The sequence below is a fragment of the Bradyrhizobium sp. LM2.9 genome, from assembly GCF_054056555.1.
This window is the reverse complement of record NZ_JBSRYJ010000002.1, coordinates 1,768,226-1,786,468: the sequence shown is the minus strand read 5'-3', so window position 1 is coordinate 1,786,468 and position 18,243 is coordinate 1,768,226. Positions and strand designations below refer to the sequence as shown.

At 63.8% G+C, this 18,243-nt stretch carries 15 protein-coding genes and 4 pseudogenes; 7 read left to right on the top strand and 12 right to left on the bottom strand.

Going from position 1 to position 18,243, the window contains the following annotated elements; genetic code table 11:
• Positions 1 to 99 precede the first annotated feature (99 nt).
• Positions 100 to 381, top strand: coding sequence for a hypothetical protein (locus tag ACVWW3_RS09890; RefSeq protein ID WP_456650181.1), 282 nt, complete (start codon positions 100 to 102; stop codon positions 379 to 381).
• A gap of 32 nt (positions 382 to 413) precedes the next feature.
• Here the strand turns inward: ACVWW3_RS09890 and ACVWW3_RS09885 are convergent, their stop codons facing one another.
• Positions 414 to 1,937: a caspase family protein gene (locus tag ACVWW3_RS09885; RefSeq protein ID WP_456650182.1), complete on the bottom strand. Its 1,524-nt coding sequence runs from the start codon at positions 1,935 to 1,937 to the stop codon at positions 414 to 416.
• Between the two features lie 210 nt (positions 1,938 to 2,147).
• Here ACVWW3_RS09885 and ACVWW3_RS09880 point away from each other — a divergent pair, with 210 nt between their 5' ends.
• The 4 genes and pseudogenes from ACVWW3_RS09880 to fabA all read left to right on the top strand — a co-directional run bounded on the left by ACVWW3_RS09880 (position 2,148) and on the right by fabA (position 6,828).
• The gene (locus tag ACVWW3_RS09880) at positions 2,148 to 3,113 is read left to right on the top strand and encodes a helix-turn-helix transcriptional regulator (RefSeq protein WP_456650183.1); all 966 of its coding nucleotides are present in this window, start codon (positions 2,148 to 2,150) and stop codon (positions 3,111 to 3,113) included.
• A 299-nt stretch (positions 3,114 to 3,412) separates the two neighbouring features.
• Positions 3,413 to 4,967 (top strand): annotated as a pseudogene (locus tag ACVWW3_RS09875) (DEAD/DEAH box helicase).
• 166 nt (positions 4,968 to 5,133) lie between these two features.
• Entirely contained in the window at positions 5,134 to 6,201 is a 1,068-nt protein-coding gene (locus ACVWW3_RS09870) for a GGDEF domain-containing protein (RefSeq protein ID WP_456650185.1), read from the top strand.
• Positions 6,202 to 6,297: 96 nt separating this feature from the next.
• Positions 6,298 to 6,828, top strand: coding sequence for a bifunctional 3-hydroxydecanoyl-ACP dehydratase/trans-2-decenoyl-ACP isomerase (gene fabA / locus ACVWW3_RS09865; RefSeq protein WP_456650186.1), 531 nt, complete (start codon positions 6,298 to 6,300; stop codon positions 6,826 to 6,828).
• A gap of 3 nt (positions 6,829 to 6,831) precedes the next feature.
• Here the strand turns inward: fabA and ACVWW3_RS09860 are convergent.
• From ACVWW3_RS09860 to ACVWW3_RS09825, 8 genes and pseudogenes are all read right to left on the bottom strand, one after another.
• Positions 6,832 to 7,288 (bottom strand): annotated as a pseudogene (locus ACVWW3_RS09860) (TfoX/Sxy family protein).
• A 162-nt stretch (positions 7,289 to 7,450) separates the two neighbouring features.
• Positions 7,451 to 7,861: a HesB/IscA family protein gene (locus tag ACVWW3_RS09855; protein WP_456650188.1), complete on the bottom strand. Its 411-nt coding sequence runs from the start codon at positions 7,859 to 7,861 to the stop codon at positions 7,451 to 7,453.
• Between the two features lie 74 nt (positions 7,862 to 7,935).
• Positions 7,936 to 8,307, bottom strand: a complete 372-nt coding sequence (locus ACVWW3_RS09850; protein WP_106950866.1) for an SUF system Fe-S cluster assembly protein — start codon at positions 8,305 to 8,307, stop codon at positions 7,936 to 7,938.
• On the bottom strand, positions 8,304 to 9,551 hold the full coding sequence (locus ACVWW3_RS09845; protein ID WP_456650189.1) for a cysteine desulfurase: 1,248 nt from the start codon (positions 9,549 to 9,551) through the stop codon (positions 8,304 to 8,306). The genes ACVWW3_RS09850 and ACVWW3_RS09845 overlap by 4 nt, the downstream gene beginning before the upstream one ends.
• Positions 9,548 to 10,853, bottom strand: a pseudogene (gene sufD / locus ACVWW3_RS09840) (Fe-S cluster assembly protein SufD). Before sufD ends, ACVWW3_RS09845 begins: the two are co-directional and overlap by 4 nt.
• A gap of 12 nt (positions 10,854 to 10,865) precedes the next feature.
• The gene (gene sufC, locus ACVWW3_RS09835) at positions 10,866 to 11,618 is read right to left on the bottom strand and encodes a Fe-S cluster assembly ATPase SufC (RefSeq protein WP_247347137.1); all 753 of its coding nucleotides are present in this window, start codon (positions 11,616 to 11,618) and stop codon (positions 10,866 to 10,868) included.
• A gap of 62 nt (positions 11,619 to 11,680) precedes the next feature.
• Positions 11,681 to 13,179: pseudogene (gene sufB / locus ACVWW3_RS09830) on the bottom strand (Fe-S cluster assembly protein SufB).
• Between the two features lie 116 nt (positions 13,180 to 13,295).
• On the bottom strand, positions 13,296 to 14,435 hold the full coding sequence (locus tag ACVWW3_RS09825; protein ID WP_456650190.1) for a cysteine desulfurase family protein: 1,140 nt from the start codon (positions 14,433 to 14,435) through the stop codon (positions 13,296 to 13,298).
• Positions 14,436 to 14,780: 345 nt separating this feature from the next.
• Between ACVWW3_RS09825 and ACVWW3_RS09820 the strand changes: the two genes are divergently transcribed.
• Complete coding sequence (locus ACVWW3_RS09820; RefSeq protein ID WP_007591562.1) at positions 14,781 to 15,428, top strand: alpha/beta hydrolase; 648 nt, start codon at positions 14,781 to 14,783, stop codon at positions 15,426 to 15,428.
• 8 nt (positions 15,429 to 15,436) lie between these two features.
• Positions 15,437 to 15,949, top strand: coding sequence for a DUF1697 domain-containing protein (locus ACVWW3_RS09815; protein ID WP_354048659.1), 513 nt, complete (start codon positions 15,437 to 15,439; stop codon positions 15,947 to 15,949).
• A 4-nt stretch (positions 15,950 to 15,953) separates the two neighbouring features.
• Here ACVWW3_RS09815 and ACVWW3_RS09810 read toward each other — a convergent pair whose 3' ends face one another.
• The 3 genes from ACVWW3_RS09810 to ACVWW3_RS09800 form a co-directional block, all read right to left on the bottom strand.
• A complete protein-coding gene (locus ACVWW3_RS09810; RefSeq protein ID WP_456650191.1) occupies positions 15,954 to 16,277 on the bottom strand; it encodes a DMT family transporter in 324 nt (107 codons plus the stop codon).
• Positions 16,278 to 16,287: 10 nt separating this feature from the next.
• Positions 16,288 to 16,965: a glutathione S-transferase family protein gene (locus tag ACVWW3_RS09805; protein WP_456650192.1), complete on the bottom strand. Its 678-nt coding sequence runs from the start codon at positions 16,963 to 16,965 to the stop codon at positions 16,288 to 16,290.
• 97 nt (positions 16,966 to 17,062) lie between these two features.
• Positions 17,063 to 18,166: an anhydro-N-acetylmuramic acid kinase gene (locus ACVWW3_RS09800; protein WP_247347151.1), complete on the bottom strand. Its 1,104-nt coding sequence runs from the start codon at positions 18,164 to 18,166 to the stop codon at positions 17,063 to 17,065.
• Positions 18,167 to 18,243: the final 77 nt, after the last annotated feature.

Below are 18,243 nucleotides of genomic sequence, written 5' to 3'. Positions count from 1 at the left end.
TTAAGTTTTCTGTGCGATGCAGCAAACAAGATTCATTTGCCGCAATTGCGAATGGCCGTTAGCGTCGCCACACATTACGATTGATTTCAGGAAAGTGCAGTGCGGACTATCCTTATCGTGCTCGGCGTCTGGATCTTGATCAACGCGCTCATCGTCCTGATCATGATTCCGCCGCGCAAGCCGCGGAAGTCGGGTCCGCGGCAGACGGGCGCGCTTGCGCCGGTGCCGATCGACCAGAACGGCTATCCGTTCGAGGAGCAGGAAAAGCCCCTGCGGCACGTCATCGTCTCGATTGCGATGGGCGCGTTCTTCTCGCTGGCTCCGCCCTTGATCGAAGCCGTCGATTCCGTCAAGCGCTTCATCAGGAAGCGCCGCGGGTAGCGGAAGCGTGTGCGACGCCTCCGCCCGCGTCATCAATTGTTGCTGCGGTTGGCGCTGCGGAAGCTCTTGATCTCCGACACGCTGCCGTCGCGATAGGTCAGCTCCACCGAGATGGACTGCGTTGCCGGCGCGAGCTTCATGTAGAGCGGCATGCCGGCGCTGATCGCGCTGGGATCGCGCAGGTCGCAGCCCGGCATCTTCAACACCTGGTTCGGAACGGCGGTGTCGATGCCGATGCGCACCTCGCGGATGGCACAGCGATAGGACACGAGGTGCGTGTAGTAGACCAGCAGCCCGTTGAACTCGCGGAATGACAGCCAGCTCGTCGCGGTCATGTCGAGGATCTTGCGCTGGTCGCGGATCAGCGCGGCCTCGGGATCGAACCTGATCGGGAACGGCCCCTGCATGTCGCCGGACTGGTCGACATAGCGGATCTCGATGGTGCCGGCCACAGCGTCCGGCGGCAATTCGATCGATGGGTTCGGCATCCTCTTGCGCGTGCGCGGGTCGAGCGAATCGATGAAGCCGGTTTCGCGGAAATCGGCGTTGCCGGCCATGCGCCAGGAAATGCCGAGGGTCGGATCGGCGAAGGAGAACACGACGCTCCAGCCGCCATTGTGCCGCGAGAAGCTCGCGATCGGCGCGTTGGTGGTCTCCTCCTTCGGCACGCGCGGCACCGACACCGGCGGCAGCGCCGCGAGCTTCTGCGCCGGCGGATCGGCGGGGCGCGGCGCAGCGGCGACCGTGTCGTTGGCGACGCCGCTAAGGAAGACGTCGTCGACCATCTGATCGAAATAGACCGGTACCTGCCTGTGCTTGACGGTATCGGCCATCTCGCTGACCAGACGGCGCGTCCGCTGCGCCACCTGCACCAGGTTCTCGCCGGGCTGGAGCAGCTCCTTGGCGAAGGTGCGCGTGAACACCGAATTAGGATTGGCGTCGTCGTTGGAGAGGCGGTCGAGCGCGGTCTGGCGCGGGCCTGCGGAGAATACCGAGAACACGCCTTCGGGCAGCTGCACCATCGGGGCAAGCCCGCCACCACCGGAGACGGCGCGGGTGCCCTTGCGCTCGAACGGGTTGTTGCGGCAGGCGTCGAACACCAGGATCGAGGTTCGCGCCTTCTTGTTCTGGAGGCGCTCGACGATGCGGTCGGCCAGGATGGATGCGTCACGCACCAGCTCTTCCTGCCCTTCCGTCGCCGCCGGCACGTCGGTCGGCAGCAGATAGTTCTGGCCGGCGATCTCGAAGCCGTGGCCGGCATAGAAGAAGAACGCGGTGTCGCCGGGCTCGATCGCCCGATCGAACGCGAGCAGCGTCTCGGAAAATTGCTGCCGGCTCTGGTTCTCGGCGACCATCACCGAGAAACCGAGTTGCTTCAGCGTGTCACCCATGGTCCGGGCGTCGTTGACCGCCTTGAGCAGCTTTGGAACGTTCCTGTAGTCGTTGTTGCCGACGACGAGCGCGACGCGCTTCCCGGCATAGGCGGGAAGCGCGAAACCGCTGAGGCCGGCCGCGAGACCAAGCAATGCCAAAATTCTGAAAAGCTGACGCGTCATCGAAAATCCTTCAAGAACGGCCCACGCCGGCTCCCTCGAACGACGGTTCATTGGAACCCCGCCGTTGATGTGATAGTCGGCCCAGCCATACCACCGGTTCAACAGCCCTGAGGACTCAGGTTCCGTGTTCTGGCTATAGTCGACTCCGCCGAAATCTGCTTTTTCTTAGGCAATTCTTGTGGGCAATTCCGCTGGAAGCGAGGGGCAGCCGTGTATCACTGGTGCACCGACGAGGTCGAGCCGCACGACCGCTTCGACTATTGGCGCGAAGTGCGCGCCAAGGGCCTGTTCGGCGTCACCGCCGAACTCGAGCGCGAAGGCCGCGCGGACTTCTTCGGCGAATTCTCGCTACGCCAGCTTGGCGGCGGCGGTCTCGTCGAACTGAAGGCCTCGCACTACACGGTCGAACGCAGCACGTCAGACATCGCCCACGCGCCCGGTGACAGCATCTGCGTCTATCAGCAGCTCGGCAGCGGCGGCTGGTTCGGCGGCATGCGTGGCAGCGACTTCGCGATCGCCAATGGCAGCTTCGCCACCAGCCACACCGACCTGCCTTATCGCACTGCGCCGCTGGGCGCAGGAGGCTTCCACCTGCGGATCCTGAAGATCCCTCTGAGCGGCCTCGCCAGGCAGGACAAGCGCATGCGCGAGCTTGCGCCCCGGACGTTCGACGATCCCAGCCTTGCGCCCCTGCTCGGCGCCTGCTTCGCAGATCTCGGCGAGGCCGCCGCTGACGATGATAGCGCCGCCGATGCGGCTTCCCTCGTCCAGGCTTTGGCCCATCTGGCGCTGATCGAGCGCGGCATCGTGCGGCCCGGCAGCCGCCTCGGGCAGGCCGCGCTGCGGACAGCCCGGCTCTCGCAGGCACGGCGCCTGATCGCGCGCCACCTGCAGGAACCGGATCTAACGCCGATGATGGTCGCCGATCTGCTCGGCATCTCCGTACGTCACCTGCACATGCTGTTCGAAAGCGCGACGAGGAGTTTTTCGCAAACCGTGACGGACGAGCGCCTGAAACACAGCCGCCGTCTGATGCGCGAAGCCCCGGACCGGCTCATCGCCGACATCGCGGCCTCCTGCGGCTTCGACAGCCTGGCGACCTATTATCGGGTCTTCAACGCCGCTTACGGGATGGCCCCCGGCGACTTCCGCGCCCAAGGTCCCGAGCGGCGTTAGCCGACGTTTGGACAGCTCCGGCTGACCGCTGGACTGGGCGGAAAACCGCAGTCGCGCCCGCTATTTGGACGAAAACCTCCGGTTTTTTAGGGCCTTCCCGCGGCTGCTCCATTGACTTTGGCCGATTCCCGCCTATGTTCCGGACGACGCGGCTCGGTATCGAAGAGCGATTCCTGAGCCTGGCGCTTTGTTCGCGTGAGTCAGCACCCCCAGCTTCTTTGAGAGCGCGCCGTTTCGGGGTGGAACGCGACAGCCTTAATCACCCTCGATTCCGAACGGCGGTTTCGACCAGAGGCTCAATGTCCTTTTCAGATCTCGGACTATCCGAAAAAGTCCTCGCCGCAGTCGCGGCTACCGGTTACACCACCCCCGACCCCCATTCAGGAACAGGCGATCCCTCACGTCCTTGCTCGCAAGGACGTGCTCGGCATCGCCCAGACCGGCACCGGCAAGACCGCGGCGTTCGTGCTGCCGATGCTCACCATCCTCGAAAAGGGTCGCGCCCGGGCGCGCATGCCGCGCACCCTGATCCTTGAGCCAACCCGCGAGCTCGCGGCGCAGGTGAAGGAAAACTTCGACCGCTACGGCGCAGGCCAGAAACTCAACGTCGCCCTGCTGATCGGCGGCGTTTCCTTCGGCGACCAGGATGCCAAGTTGACGCGCGGCGTCGACGTGCTGATCGCCACTCCCGGCCGCCTGCTCGACCATACCGAGCGCGGTGGCCTGCTGCTCACCGGCGTCGAGCTGCTCGTCATCGACGAAGCCGACCGCATGCTGGACATGGGCTTCATTCCCGACATCGAGCGCGTCTGCAAGCTCGTCCCGTTCACGCGGCAGACCCTGTTTTTCACCGCGACCATGCCGCCGGAGATTCGGCGAATCACCGAAGCCTTCCTGCACAATCCGCAGAAGGTGGAGGTGTCGAAGCCCGCCACCACCGCTGTCACCGTTACGCAGTGTCAGGTCCCGGCCGGGCGCGAGGTGCATGAGAAGCGCGAGCTGCTTCGCCGACTGCTGCGCGAGGCCAAGGATCTCCAGAACGCGATCATCTTCTGCAATCGCAAGCGCGAGGTCGCCGTCGTTCACAAATCGCTGCAAAAGCACGGCTTCAGCGTCGGCGCGCTGCACGGCGACATGGACCAGTCGGCCCGCACGGCGGCGCTCGAACAGTTCCGCAAGGGCGAGCTGCCCCTCCTGGTCGCATCTGACGTCGCCGCCCGCGGCCTCGACATTCCAGAGGTCAGCCACGTCTTCAATTTCGACGTCCCCCACCATCCCGACGACTATGTTCACCGCGTCGGCCGCACCGGCCGCGCAGGCCGGTCCGGCATGGCGATCTCGCTCGTCACGCCGCTTGACCAGAAGTCGATGGTGGCGATCGAGAAGCTGATCGGCCAGAGCATTCCACGCGCCGAAGGTGATTACGAAGTCCGCACCGATGCTTCCGACGCGGGCGAGCGTCCGCGCGAGCAGCGCGGCCGTGAACGTTCACGCGGCGGACGCGGCAAGCCGCAGCGCGGTCGTGATCGTGAGCGCAGCCACGAGCCGCGCGAACCGCGTGGCGAGGCACAGCCTTCAGCCGAAGCACGGCCCGCTCCCGAGGCAAGGCCCGCTTCCGAAGCAAGGCCCGCACGCGAGGCAAGGCCTCCGCGTGAAGCAAGACTTCCGCGTGAAGCCAAGCCATCATCCGAGCCGCGTGACGGCGCGCGTCAGCAGCAGGCCAATCCGTCGCATGTGCCGTCGATCGGCCGTCCCGAGCCGCGCCGCCAACGCGAGGCCGACAGCGAGCCGGGCGATCACTCGCATCTGCCGGCATTTCTGCTGCGGCCGGTTCGCTCCCCCGCCGGAGCCTGAAGCGCGATGCGCTCCAGGTTTCGGTTGAGATAAAGCTGGTGCGCAATTTTTTGGATGCATTCGGGGACGTATATTTACGGGGCCTTCACGATCGTCCGTTAGCCTACGAACATAATTTAAGAATTTCTGCGGTCGACGGCGCGCCGATCGCTGTGGGGTATGTTTCGTGGTCAAGGTGCTCGACGAACACGAACGCACGATGGCGTTCGCCGAGGTAGCGCTCGGTCAAATCCGATCGCTGCGGCAGACGGCAATTCCCCGCAATTACGAGATCTGGTACGTCTACGCCACCGGCTACAACGCGCCGCTCAACAAGATCATCAACGAGACGCTGGCGCGGAGCGGCAAGCTGACCGAAGCCGATCTCGAGCAGATCTACGAGACCTACCTCTCCCACATCAAGACCACCGACCGCATCGACAAGGTCGGCGCGCGCGTCATCGGCGAGATCGACGACGTCATGAAGGTTCTCGGCGACGCACTCGGGATGTCCGGCTCCTATGACGCCAGCCTGTCGGGCGCGACCGAACAGCTGTCATCGGCAAAGAGCCGCGAGCAGATCAAGTCGATCGTCGAGACGCTGTTGCGTTCGACCAGTGAAATGCGCGAGACCAACAAGGCGCTGGAAGGCCGGCTGACCCTGTCGAAGAGCGAGATCAGCAACCTCCAGCAGAGCCTGGAGGCGATCCGTGCCGAGAGCCTGACCGACCCGCTGACGGGGCTCGGCAACCGCAAATATTTCGATCGCATGATCGGCATGGCCGTGCAAAGCGCACTCGCCTCCGGCGAGCCGCTGTCGCTGCTGCTGGTCGACATCGATCATTTCAAGTCGTTCAACGATTCCTACGGACATCTCACCGGCGACCAGGTACTGCGGCTCGTCGGCGTGTCCCTGAAACAGACCATCAAGGGCCAGGACATCACCGCGCGCTATGGCGGCGAGGAATTTGCGGTCGTGCTGCCCAACACTGCGCTGCGCCAGGCCCTCACCGTGGCCGATCACATCCGCCGCGCGGTGATGGCGAAGGAATTGAAGAAGAAGTCCACCGGCGAAATCCTCGGCCGCGTCACCATCTCCGTCGGCGTCTCCATGCTCAAGCAGGGCGACGACACCGAGGCGCTGATCGAACGGGCGGATGCCTGCCTCTATGCCGCCAAGCGCAACGGCCGCAACCGCGTGATCTGCGAGGCCGATCCGGAATTCGCGGTCGAGACGCACAACCGGGTGGCGTGACGCCGACGCTACGCGACGCCACCCGCGCTTGACATTCCGACCTGACCAACGACATTTTCCTCATCGCTTGACTGCGAGCACCGAGGATTTGTCGCCTTGCCCAACCCGCATGATTTTCACACACCGCAGCCGTCCTACACGAAAGACGAACTGCTGAGATCGAGCGAAGGCGGCTATTTCGGCCCTGGCAACGCGCAATTGCCGGCACCGCCGATGCTGATGATGGATCGCATCACGGAGATCAGCGTGGACGGCGGCGGGTTTGGCAAAGGCCATATCGTCGGCGAACTCGACATCACGCCAGCCCATTGGTTCTTCGATTGCCACTTTCGCGGCGACGCCATGATGCCGGCTTCCCTGGGATTGGACGCAATGTGGCAGATGATCGGCTATTGGCTGGGATGGTCGGGCTCGGCGGGCAAGGGCCGCGCCATCGGCGTCGGCGAGGTGGAGTTCACGGGATCCATCACACCGGACACAGGATGTGTGCGCTATGAGGTCACCATGCGCCAGGTGAGGCGCGGCAGGCTGGTTCTGGGATTTGCCGACGGTCGCGTGCTTGCCGACGGCGTCTGTGTCTTCACGGCCAAGGATATGAGGGTTGGCCTGACGAAGGCCGTGGATTGATCCTCAAGCCCTTCGCTTGGCGCGCTTGCGAGCCGGGCTGTTCTTGCCCGCTTTCCTCGCCGCTTTCGCGGGCTTGGCGACCTTCTTCGCTGGCTGGTTCGCTGGCTTCTTGACCGCCTTCTTCGCCTTCGGCCGCTTCTTCACCTTGGCGCGCCTGGGCGGCGGCGAGCGCCGCCTTCGCCCATTGCGCAAGCTCCGCGGAATCATCGAACAGGCGGGCCGGCAGCTCCCAATAGGAGTTCACCAGCACGGCCTTGGCGCGGGTCGAATACTGGAACGGCTTTGAGCCTTCGGCCTCAAAGTCCGGGATGGTCATCTCGTCGGCGCGGAAAAAAAGGCCGGCGCGCAAGGCCAGTGCGAAGTTGATGCCGTCGGCGGAGATGCCGTAGCCGGAAAACATTTTTCGGATGGCGACGGGGCCGAAATCGGCGAACAGGTCGATCAGGAATTCGCGGTCCATGGCGGGCTCTCTCGTGCCCCCCACGCAGCGCAGCGTGAAACGGTGCGCTGCTGAGCCGGGGCCCAGTCGTCTTGTACTGGTGACCATAGCCTGGGTCCCGACTCTGCGCAGCAGCGCAAGCGCGCTGCAGCGCGCCCGGGACACGAGAGCAACGTGAGAAGACTACCCGTCGATCGTCGCCGGGCGCAGCTCGACCGATTCGCCGCAGCCGCAGGCGGAGATCTGGTTGGGGTTGTTGAAGACGAACTGGGCCTGCATCTTGTCGGCCTTGTAGTCCATCTCGGTGCCGAGCAGGAACAGCACGGCCTTGGGATCGACCAGGATCTTGACGCCCTTGTCCTCGACGACTTCGTCGGTCGGACGGACGTCATGGGCGTATTCGACCGTGTAGGACTGGCCGGCGCAGCCGCCGTTCTTGACGCCGACGCGCAGGCCCACGATCTCGGAATCGGCGCGCTGGGTCAGCTCGGTGATGCGCTGGGCGGCAGCGTCCGTCAGCCGCATCACCTGCGGGCGGGGCCGCCTCGGCTTTGGAGTGGATGCTGGTGTCGAGCCTGACGATATCTGTGTCATGTCAGTGATGTGGTCCGTTGCCGAGCGAATTCAATACCAAGGATCTAACAAGGATCTAAAGCCAAGGTTACGCGTCACCACATATTGAGCACGAGGCGGGCCTCGTCGCTCATACGTTCCGGCGTCCAGGCCGGCTCCCAGATCACCTTGACGTCGACCACGCCGACGCCGGGGACGCTGGCAACCGCGTTCTCGACCATGGTCGGCAGCTCGCCGGCGGCCGGACAGTTCGGCGTCGTCAGCGTCATCTGGACGTCGACCGAGCGATCGTCCTTGATCTCGACCTTGTAGATCAGGCCGAGTTCGTAGATGTCGGCCGGGATTTCCGGATCGAACACGGTCTTGAGCCCGGCGATGATCTCGGTGGTCAAACGTTCGGTCTCCTCAGGCGGCAGTGCCGACCGGGTTTCCATCGGATTGGCTTTGATTTCGGCCGTGTCACTCATGCGAACAAATCCCGCGCCTTCAACAGCGCCTGTGCCAGATGATCGACTTCTTCCCGCGTATTATACATGCCGAACGACGCCCGGCATGTGGCCGTGACGTTGAACCGCTCTAAAAGCGGCATCACGCAATGGGTGCCGGCGCGCACCGCGATGCCCTGGCGATCGATCACGGTGGCGACGTCATGGGCGTGTGCGCCTTTCATCTCGAAGGAGATCACCGGGCCCTTGTCGCGCGCGGTACCGATCAGCCGCAGCGAGTTGATCTCGCGCAGCTTCTCCTGGGCGTAGGTGACGAGATCGTGCTCGTGCGCGGCGATGCGCTCCTTGCCGATTGAATTGACGTAGTCGATGGCAGTACCAAGTCCGACGGCCTCGACGATCGCGGGCGTGCCTGCCTCGAATTTGTGCGGGGGATCGCCGTAGGTGACGACATCGCGCGAGACCTCGCGGATCATCTCGCCGCCGCCGTTAAACGGGCGCATCGCGACGAGGTGGTCGTACTTGGCCCAGAGCACGCCGATGCCGGTCGGACCGTAGACCTTGTGGCCGGTGAAGACATAGAAGTCGCAGCCGATGTCCTGGACATCGACCGGCAGATGCACGGCGCCCTGGCTGCCGTCGACCAGCACGGGAATGCCACGGGCGTGAGCAATCTTCACGACCTCCTTGACCGGGACGATGGTGCCGAGCGCGTTCGACATCTGCGTGATCGCGACCAGCTTGGTCTTCGCCGTCAAGAGCTTCTCGAACTCGTCGATGAGGAAATTGCCCTCGTCGTCGACCGGCGCCCATTTGATCACGGCACCATGGCGTTCCCTGAGGAAATGCCAGGGCACGATGTTGGAGTGGTGCTCCATGATCGAGATGACGATCTCGTCGCCTTCTTTGATGTTCGGCCCGCCCCAAGACGACGCAACCAGGTTGATCGCCTCGGTCGCGTTGCGGGTGAAGATCACTTCCTCGGTCCGCGGCGCATTGATGAACTGCGCCACCTTGGTGCGGCCGCCCTCGTAGGCCTCGGTCGCGGCGTTGGCGAGGTAATGCAGGCCGCGATGCACGTTGGCGTATTCGCTGGTGTAGGCCTGCGTCATGCGGTCGAGCACGGCGCTCGGTTTCTGCGCCGAGGCGGCGTTGTCGAGATAGACCAGCGGCTTGCCGTAGATCTGCATGGCCAGCGCCGGAAAATCCTGGCGCACACGCGCAACGTCATAGGCACCGTTCTTGACTGCGGGATGCGTGCTCATTGGCGCCGCTCCAGCCAGCGCTCGGCAATGCCGATCACATGCTCGCGCAGATTATCATCGGCGATCTGCTCGATCGCCTCGCCGACGAAAGCCTGGATCAGCAGCGCCTGGGCCTGCTTCTCCGGCAGGCCGCGCGCCTTCAGATAGAACAAGAGATTGTCGTCAAGCGCGCCGGCGGTGGCGCCGTGACCGCAGGAGACGTCGTCAGCGAAGATCTCGAGCTCGGGCTTGTTGTCGGCTTCCGCCTCGTCCGAGAGCAGCAGCGCACGGATCATCATCTTGCCGTCAGTCTTCTGCGCATCGGGACGGACGATGATACGCCCCTGAAACACCGAGTGCGCACGGTCGTCGATCACGGCGCGAAAAACTTCGCGACTGAAGCAGTTCGGCACGGCATGGTCGACGACCAGCGTGGTGTCGCCATGTTCGGTTCTTCTGCAACAGGTTCACGCCGTTGACCGAGAGCTCGCTGCCCTCGCCCGCCAGCGTGACGAAGCCCTGGAGGCGGCTGACCGCAGCACCGGTGGTCATGTTGAAGAAGTTGAGCTTTGTATGCGCGCCAACAGTGACGAATTGCGAGGTGATGTTCACCGCATCCGGCGAATCGTCCATCAGGCGGATATGCGCGAGGTCGGTGTTGTCGCCGACCGAGAGGATGACGGCATCGTTGACCTGGTAAGCCTTAGCGCCGGCCGCGACAAAGCTCTCGATGATGGTGGCGCGAGCGCCCTTCCCGACCGCGACCTGCGAGCGGGTGAATACCGATGCCGAAGCAGCGGTCGCGATGTGAATGATCTGGATCGGCGCGGACAGCTGCGCGCCGTCGGCGATATCAAGCACGACACCGTCGGTGGCCATCGCCGCGTTCAGCGCGATCACGGCATCGGTGGCCGCAGTCTTCAACAGACCGGAATCCTTCTCCAGCGTCTCCCGCAAGGTCTTGAAGCCCGCCTCGGAGGCGAGCGCCTTGACGTCGGAGAGATCGGGCGCGAACACACCGTCGACCAGCACCAGCTTGCGGGCGCCGGCGATCGCATGCGCTTTCACCGCGTCCGCGGCGCGCTTCAACGCAGCCGCATCGGGCGAAGCCGCAAGCGGAAGCACCTCGCCGACCAGCGCACGCAGATCGGTGTACTTCCATTCCTCGATCCGGCGGTGCGGCAGGCCGAGACGTTCATAGGTCTCGAACGCCTCGCGGCGCGCCGCGATCACAGAAGGCGAACCCGGCAGGCGGCCTTCGGCGCTGGCGAACAGATCGCTCACCGCACGGCCGTTTCCGGTCTTTGCCACAGCAACGTTCATCTCAAACAATCCTTACGCGGCGTCCTCGAACTGGGCGTAGCCGGACGCTTCCAGCTCCAGCGCCAGTTCCTTGCCGCCGCTCTTCACGACGCGGCCATTCGACATCACGTGCACGACGTCGGGCACGATGTAGTTCAGCAGCCGCTGATAATGGGTGATGACGACCATCGCGCGCTTGGGGGAGTGCAGCGCGTTGACGCCGTCGGCTGCGATGCGCAGCGCGTCGATGTCGAGGCCTGAATCCATCTCGTCGAGGATGCACAGGCTCGGCTCGAACAGCGCCATCTGCAGCACCTCGTTGCGCTTCTTCTCGCCGCCGGAGAAGCCGACATTGACGCCGCGCTTGAGCATGTCCTGCGGGATGTTGAGCGACTTCGAGACTTCGCGAACCTTCTTCAAGAAGTCAGGCGTCGAATATTCGCTCTCGCCGCGCGCCTTGCGCTGCGCATTCAGCGCGGTGCGCAGGAAATTCATGGTGGAGACGCCGGGAATCTCGACCGGATACTGGAACGCCAGGAACACGCCCTTGGCGGCGCGCTCGTTGGGGGCCATCGCGAGCAGGTCTTCGCCCTTGAACAGGATCTCGCCGTCGGTGACCTCGTAACCGGGCTTGCCGGCGATGACGTGGGACAGCGTCGACTTGCCGGAGCCGTTCGGCCCCATGATCGCGTGGATCTCGCCCTCGTTCACGGTCAGCGTCAGCCCGTGGAGGATCTCACGCTCCTCGACACGAACCTTGAGGTCTTTCACTTCAAGCAAAGCCATCTTGGTGTCCAGTTTATTCAAATGATGCATAGGGCGCGATGCGCGCACCGCGAGGGTCGGAGTTAGCCGACCGATCCTTCGAGCGAGATCGAGATCAGCTTCTGCGCTTCCACCGCGAATTCCATCGGCAGCTGCTGAAGCACGTCCTTGACGAAACCGTTGACGACGAGGCCAACCGCCTCCTCCTGCGTGAGGCCGCGCTGGATGCAATAGAACAGCACGTCCTCGGAGATCTTCGATGTGGTGGCCTCGTGCTCGAACGTCGCCGACGAGTTCTTGGCTTCGATATACGGCACGGTGTGCGCGCCGCATTTGTCGCCGATCAGCAGGGAATCGCAGGCCGTGAAGTTGCGCGCGCCGGTCGCCTTGCGATGCGCCGTGACGAGCCCACGATAGGTGTTCTGCGACTTGCCGGCGGCGATGCCCTTGGAGATGATCCGGCTCGACGTGTTCTTGCCGAGGTGGATCATCTTGGTGCCGGAGTCGACCTGCTGATAACCGTTGGAGATCGCGATCGAATAGAATTCGCCGCTGGAATTGTCGCCGCGCAGAATGCAGCTTGGATACTTCCAGGTGATCGCGGATCCGGTCTCGACCTGAGTCCAGGAAATCTTGGAGCGGTCGCCGCGGCAGTCGCCACGCTTGGTGACGAAATTGTAGATGCCGCCCTTGCCTTCCGAATTGCCGGGATACCAGTTCTGCACCGTCGAATATTTGATCTCGGCGTCGTCGTGCGTGACGAGCTCGACCACGGCGGCGTGCAACTGGTTCTCGTCGCGCTGCGGCGCGGTGCAGCCCTCGAGGTAGGAGACGTAGGAGCCCTTGTCGGCGATGATCAGCGTGCGCTCGAACTGGCCGGTGTTGCGCTCGTTGATGCGGAAGTAAGTGGACAGCTCCATCGGGCAACGGACGCCCGGCGGCACATAGACGAACGAGCCGTCCGAAAACACCGCCGAGTTCAGCGTCGCGTAGAAATTGTCCGACGTCGGCACCACGGAGCCGAGATATTTCTGCACCAGCTCGGGATGCTCGCGGATCGCCTCCGAGATCGGCATGAAGATCACGCCGGCCTTCTTCAGCTCAGCCTGGAACGTGGTCGCAACCGACACCGAATCGAAGACCGCGTCGACCGCGATCTTGCGCCTGTTAGGATCCTGATCGCCGGGCTTGGGCTCGACGCCTTCGAGCATCGCGACTTCACGCAGGGGAATGCCGAGCTTCTCGTAGGTCTTCAGAATCTCCGGATCGATCTCGTCGAGCGAACTGATCGTCTTCTTCGGCTTCGGCGCCGAATAGTAATAGAGGTCCTGGAAGTCGATCTTGGGATAGTCGACGCGCGCCCAGGTCGGCTCGGTCATGGTCAGCGCCAGCGCCGATAGGCCTCAAGCCGCCACTGGAGCATCCAGGCGGGTTCGTTCTTCTTCTCGGAGATGAACTTGACGGTCTCTTCCGACAGCCCCTTTGGGGCCTTGTCGGACTCGATCAGGGTCTCAAACCCATAACGATACTGATCGACGTCGATGCGCTTCACGCGCTCGACCGTCTCTTGCACGGCTGGCATTCTATCCTCCGCTCGCGGTTTCAAGGACCGCGGTGGATCATCAAACTCGGACGACTATTACGATGTTTCTTGGCGAGACGCACGCGCTTAGAACCGTTCAAGCTGTGTTTCGTCGCTTATCCCTTAAGTAGGGTATTACCGAGCTTTCGCCAAGCCTCTAACGCCCTGTTGATGTCATCCGGTCCCGTAGACCAGCCCAGACTGAGACGCACCGCTCCCTGGGCGATGGCAGCATCATACCCCATTGCCGACAGCACGTGAGACGGCTGCACCTTGCCCGAGGAACAGGCTGAGCCCGAGGATACCGCCACGCCTTCCAGGTCGAAGCCGATCACCGCGGTCTCGGCCTTCAGGCCGGGGGCCGTGAAGAGAACGGTATTTGGCAGCCGCTCAACGTCGTTTGAGAAGACGATCGCGCCCGTGACCCTGCGGATGCCATTTTCCAAGCGATCCCTGAGGGTTACCATCCGCTCCGCATCCTCCGGCAAAGCCTGAAGGGCGATCCTCACCGCTGCTCCGAAGCCGGCAATGCCGGCGACATTCTCGGTTCCCGCGCGCCGGTTGAGCTCCTGCCCGCCACCCCGCAGCACCGGTTCCAGTCCGGCCACTCCGTCGGCCACGACCAGCGCGCCGACGCCCTTGGGGCCGCCGATCTTGTGCGCAGAAAAGGTCGCAAGATCCGTACCGATAGCCTTGATATCAAAAGGGATTTTTCCAAGGGCCTGGATTGCATCGACATGCAGGAGGCCCCTCGCCTCGTGAACGATCGCCGCGGCCTCGGCGACCGGCTGGAGCGCGCCCGTCTCGTTGTTGGCCGCCATGATGGAAACCAGCGCCGGCGGGCCGTCACTGAGCAGCGCCTTCAAATGGTCGAGGTCGATCACGCCGGACCGCATGACCCGGATCTGACCGATCTCACCGGCCGGGAACCGTCCGCCTGTCAGCACCGAAGCATGTTCTATGGCCGAGACCAGCAGGCGCTCGACAGGCCGGCCAGACGGCCCCCGCAGGCCCGGCGACAGCGCCAGCGCGTTGGCCTCGGTTCCTGCGGAGGTGAAGACGACGTTCCGCGGCTGCGCGCCTAGGGCAGCCGCAAGCGTGGTCCGCGCCTCCTCGACCAACCGGCGCGCCTCCCGCCCCTCGGCATGGACCGAAGATGGATTGCCGATCAGTTCGTAGGCTGCGAGCATTGCGCTTCGCGCCTCTGCGCGGAGCGGCGTGGTCGCATTCCAGTCGAGGTAAATACGACTCGGCATGAAGTATTATGTTACCATGCGGGTTGGTTGCTTCGCCCGCGCTGGTACCCGACATGGGGCCCCATGGAGCACTTGGCAATCTCGATTCCGAATCCCCATCGCGCGATGGCTCCGCCATGACGCGCTAACACCTTGAGCTCATTGGGCGATGTTCAAGATGCTTGCTTTTTGACCCTCGCCTCATGCTAGAACGCGCGCGTCAGTTCACCGCGCGCCGCTCGCGCATCATCCGAGGGCGCCCCGCTCCATACTTCCATTCGCGCTTCCGTCGGCGTCGCTGCCGATGAGGCTACAATCGGTTGATTGCTGAAGAGCGTCTTCAAGAGATCAATCAAGAGATCATCCATGCCCGAAGTTATTTTCACCGGCCCTGCTGGCCGTCTCGAAGGCCGCTATCACCCGGCCAAGCAGAAGAACGCACCGATCGCGATGGTCCTGCATCCGCACCCGCAGTTTCACGGCACGATGAATCATCAGATCATCTACCAGTGCTACTACGCGTTCGCGCATCGCGGCTTCTCGGTGCTGCGCTTCAACTTCCGTGGCGTCGGACGCAGCCAGGGCTCGTTCGACCACGGCACCGGCGAGTTGTCGGATGCGGCCGCGGCGCTCGACTGGGCGCAGACCATCAATCCCGAAGCGCGCGCCTGCTGGGTTGCCGGCTTCTCCTTCGGCGCCTGGATCGGTATGCAGCTGCTGATGCGCCGCCCCGAGGTCGAGGGCTTCATCTCGATCGCGCCGCCTGCCAACCTCTACGACTTCTCGTTCCTCGCGCCCTGCCCGTCCTCGGGCCTGATCGTGCATGGCGAGAAGGACGCGGTGGTTCCGCCTAAGGACGTCAACACGCTGGTCGAGAAGCTGAAGACGCAGAAGGGCATCGTGATCGACCAGCAGGTCATCCCCGGCGCCAACCATTTCTTCGACGCCAAGCTCGAGCCGCTGATGGAAACCATCACGGCCTATCTCGACATGCGCCTCGCCAACGTGCGCTAAGGCCTCAAATGGGCTCGTTCCTCGCCCTGCTGCGTGCCGTGAATGTCGGCGGCACCGGCAAGCTGCCGATGAGCGAGCTCAAGACGATGTGTGAGGAGCTCGGCTTCGACGCCGTGCGCACCTACATCGCCAGCGGCAACGTGGTTTTTAACAGCCGCAAATCGGAATCCGCGATCAAGGCCGCGCTGGAAAGGCGACTGCACGCCTACGCCGGCGCGCCGGTCGGCGTCCTCGTGCGCAGCGGCGCCGAGATGGCAGAGGTCGCTGCTCAAAATCCGTTTCCGAAAATGGCGCCTAACCGCACCGTCGCGATCTTTCTCGACAAGGCGCCGCCCGCAGATACGCTCGCCGGCGTTCGCGGTCAGAAGGATGAAGAGGTCAAGCTCGGCCGCCGCGAGATCTATGTGCACTATGGCGATGGCATGGCGTCGTCAAAACTCGTCATCCCCGCCGCGAAGACCGGCACAGCGCGCAACATGAACACGATCGCAACGCTGGCGAAGATGGCCGCGGAGCTGTGACGGCTCAAGCCAGCTTGAGCGCGACGATTCCCATCAAGACGAGCGCGATGCCCGCAAGCTTCATCGCGCTCAAGGTCTCGCCGAACAGCACGACGCCCATGATGAAAGTGCCGGCTGCGCCGATGCCGGTCCAGACCGAATAGGCGACGCCGACCTCGAGCACCTTCAGGGCGCGCCCGAGCAGGACAACGAAGGCTGCGAGCAGCACGAGCGAGACGATGCTCCAGCCAACGCGCGTGTAGCCCTCCGCATATTTCATCGAGATCGCCCAGCCGACGTCCAGCACGCCGGCGATTACCAGCATGAGCCATGCCAATGACGATGACATCGGCGTGCGCTCAGGCCGCAAGCTTGAGCAGATGCGCATCATGACGCACGAGGAAGGCGCGCAGCAATTGCGGATAGTCCGCGCCGACCGCGGTGCGAACGCTCGGACGGCTCGCCAGCGCGGCGCGCCACGCCCTCACCTTCGGCAGATCCTTGAAGATGCCGAGTTCGGTCAGCTCATCGAACACGTCGAAATAACGAAAGACAGGTGCGAACACCGCATCGACGAGGGTGAACGCATCGCCGGCGAAGAATGGGCCTGCGCCTAGCGCGGCCTCGACACGCGCGAACTTTGTCACGAGCGCCTGGCGCTTGGCTTCGAATGTTGCCGGATCGGTCGTCGTCTCCAGACCCCAGACGTCACCGAGGGTCGCTGAACCGAACTCCATCCACGCACGGTGCTCAGCGCGCGTCAGTGCCTCCGCCGGATGCAACGCGACGCCGCCTTGCGTCTCCTCGATGTACTCGCAGATCACATTGCTTTCGAACAGCGCGACCTCGCCCTTGTCGGTCGTCACCACCAGCACCGGCACCTTGCCGAGCGGCGACAGCTTCAAGAACCAATCGGGCTTGTTGGCGAGATCGATATCGACCCGCTCGAACGGCACGCCCTTCTCTTTCAGCGCAATCACCGCGCGCTGCACGTAGGGACAAAGCGTGTGGCTGATCAGTTTGAGCGAAGCGGTCATGGCAACGATCCCGGCAGTTGAATGCAATTGCATCCAAGATAGATGCATTTGCATGCACCCGTCAAGTTCAATGCATTTGCATCAACCGCCTGTGAGATCAGGGCCGCGCGATCACCCCGCCGGTCATCGGCATCGGCACACCGGTGGTAGCCGGATAGGACAGCGGCAAGCCCTTCAAACCGCGCGCGGCGAGGAAGCCGAAGGCCTGCGCCTCGATGGCGTCGGAAGCCCAGCCGAGCGCCTCGGCGGCCTCGACAGTCGCGGACCCGACACGCTCCCGCAGCATCTGGAGCATGGTCCGGTTGCGGGCGCCGCCGCCGCAGACGATCCAGCTCCGCGGCCTTCGTGGCAGCAGGGGGATGACGCGGGCGATCGCCGCGGCGGTGAAGGCGGTCAGCGTCGCGGCGCCGTCGGCCGGCACCACCTCGCCAAGCTTCAGCGCGGCAAAGTCGTTGCGGTCGAGCGATTTCGGCGGCGGGCTTGCGAAGAACGGCAGCTCCAGCGCCCGCGCGATCCAGGCTTCATCCACCTTGCCGAGTGCGGCGAACTTTCCTTCGGCGTCGAACGCCTGGTTCATGGTGCGGTACATGAAATCGTCGAGCAGCGCGTTGCCGGGCCCGGTATCGCAGGCCATCAGCGTATCGTTGCCGTCGATATAGGTGATGTTGGAGACGCCGCCGATATTGACCACCACGATCGGCCCCTCACGGTCCAGCGAGTTGGCGAGCGCCCGATGATAGACCGGCACGAATGGCGCGCCCTGCCCGCCGGCCTCGACGTCGGCGGCGCGGAAATCATGCATCACGGGAATATGGATTGCCCTGGCCAGCGCCGGCGCATCGCCGATCTGCACCGTCAGCCGCTTCTCGGGGCGGTGCAGCACGGTCTGGCCGTGGAATCCGACGATGTCGATGTCTTCCGGTTTCATCCGGTTCTGGGCGATGAAGGCGGCCACTGCCTCGGCGTGCACGAGCGTCACCGCGCGCTCGGCCTCGGCCAGAATTCCCGGCCGGGCATCGCGTTGCGCCAGGTGCACGGCCTCGCTCAGCGCCTGGCGCAGCAAATTGCGCTCCGCCGGGCTATAGGGCCGGTAGCCGGACGGCCCGAACGCCTTCACTTGCTTTCCGTCGGTTTCGATCAGCGCGACATCCACCCCGTCCAGCGAGGTGCCGCTCATCAAACCAAGTGCCGTCAACATCATGGATCAGCGTCCTCAAGAGAACCCCTCCGGCATGCCGATCTTGTGCCTGAGGGACACATCTTATAATGCCACAGGCC

Bases quoted from the DNA above. Each gene is read 5' to 3' on its own strand.
- ACVWW3_RS09885 (WP_456650182.1), bottom strand. From the start codon at position 1,937: ATGACGCGTCAGCTTTTCAGAATTTTGGCATTGCTTGGTCTCGCGGCC.
- ACVWW3_RS09855 (WP_456650188.1), bottom strand. From the start codon at position 7,861: ATGACACAGATATCGTCAGGCTCGACACCAGCATCCACTCCAAAGCCG.
- ACVWW3_RS09850 (WP_106950866.1), bottom strand. From the start codon at position 8,307: ATGAGTGACACGGCCGAAATCAAAGCCAATCCGATGGAAACCCGGTCG.
- ACVWW3_RS09845 (WP_456650189.1), bottom strand. From the start codon at position 9,551: ATGAGCACGCATCCCGCAGTCAAGAACGGTGCCTATGACGTTGCGCGT.
- sufC (WP_247347137.1), bottom strand. From the start codon at position 11,618: ATGGCTTTGCTTGAAGTGAAAGACCTCAAGGTTCGTGTCGAGGAGCGT.
- ACVWW3_RS09825 (WP_456650190.1), bottom strand. From the start codon at position 14,435: ATGCCGAGTCGTATTTACCTCGACTGGAATGCGACCACGCCGCTCCGC.
- ACVWW3_RS09820 (WP_007591562.1), top strand. From the start codon at position 14,781: ATGCCCGAAGTTATTTTCACCGGCCCTGCTGGCCGTCTCGAAGGCCGC.
- ACVWW3_RS09815 (WP_354048659.1), top strand. From the start codon at position 15,437: ATGGGCTCGTTCCTCGCCCTGCTGCGTGCCGTGAATGTCGGCGGCACC.
- ACVWW3_RS09810 (WP_456650191.1), bottom strand. From the start codon at position 16,277: ATGTCATCGTCATTGGCATGGCTCATGCTGGTAATCGCCGGCGTGCTG.
- ACVWW3_RS09805 (WP_456650192.1), bottom strand. From the start codon at position 16,965: ATGACCGCTTCGCTCAAACTGATCAGCCACACGCTTTGTCCCTACGTG.
- ACVWW3_RS09800 (WP_247347151.1), bottom strand. From the start codon at position 18,166: ATGATGTTGACGGCACTTGGTTTGATGAGCGGCACCTCGCTGGACGGG.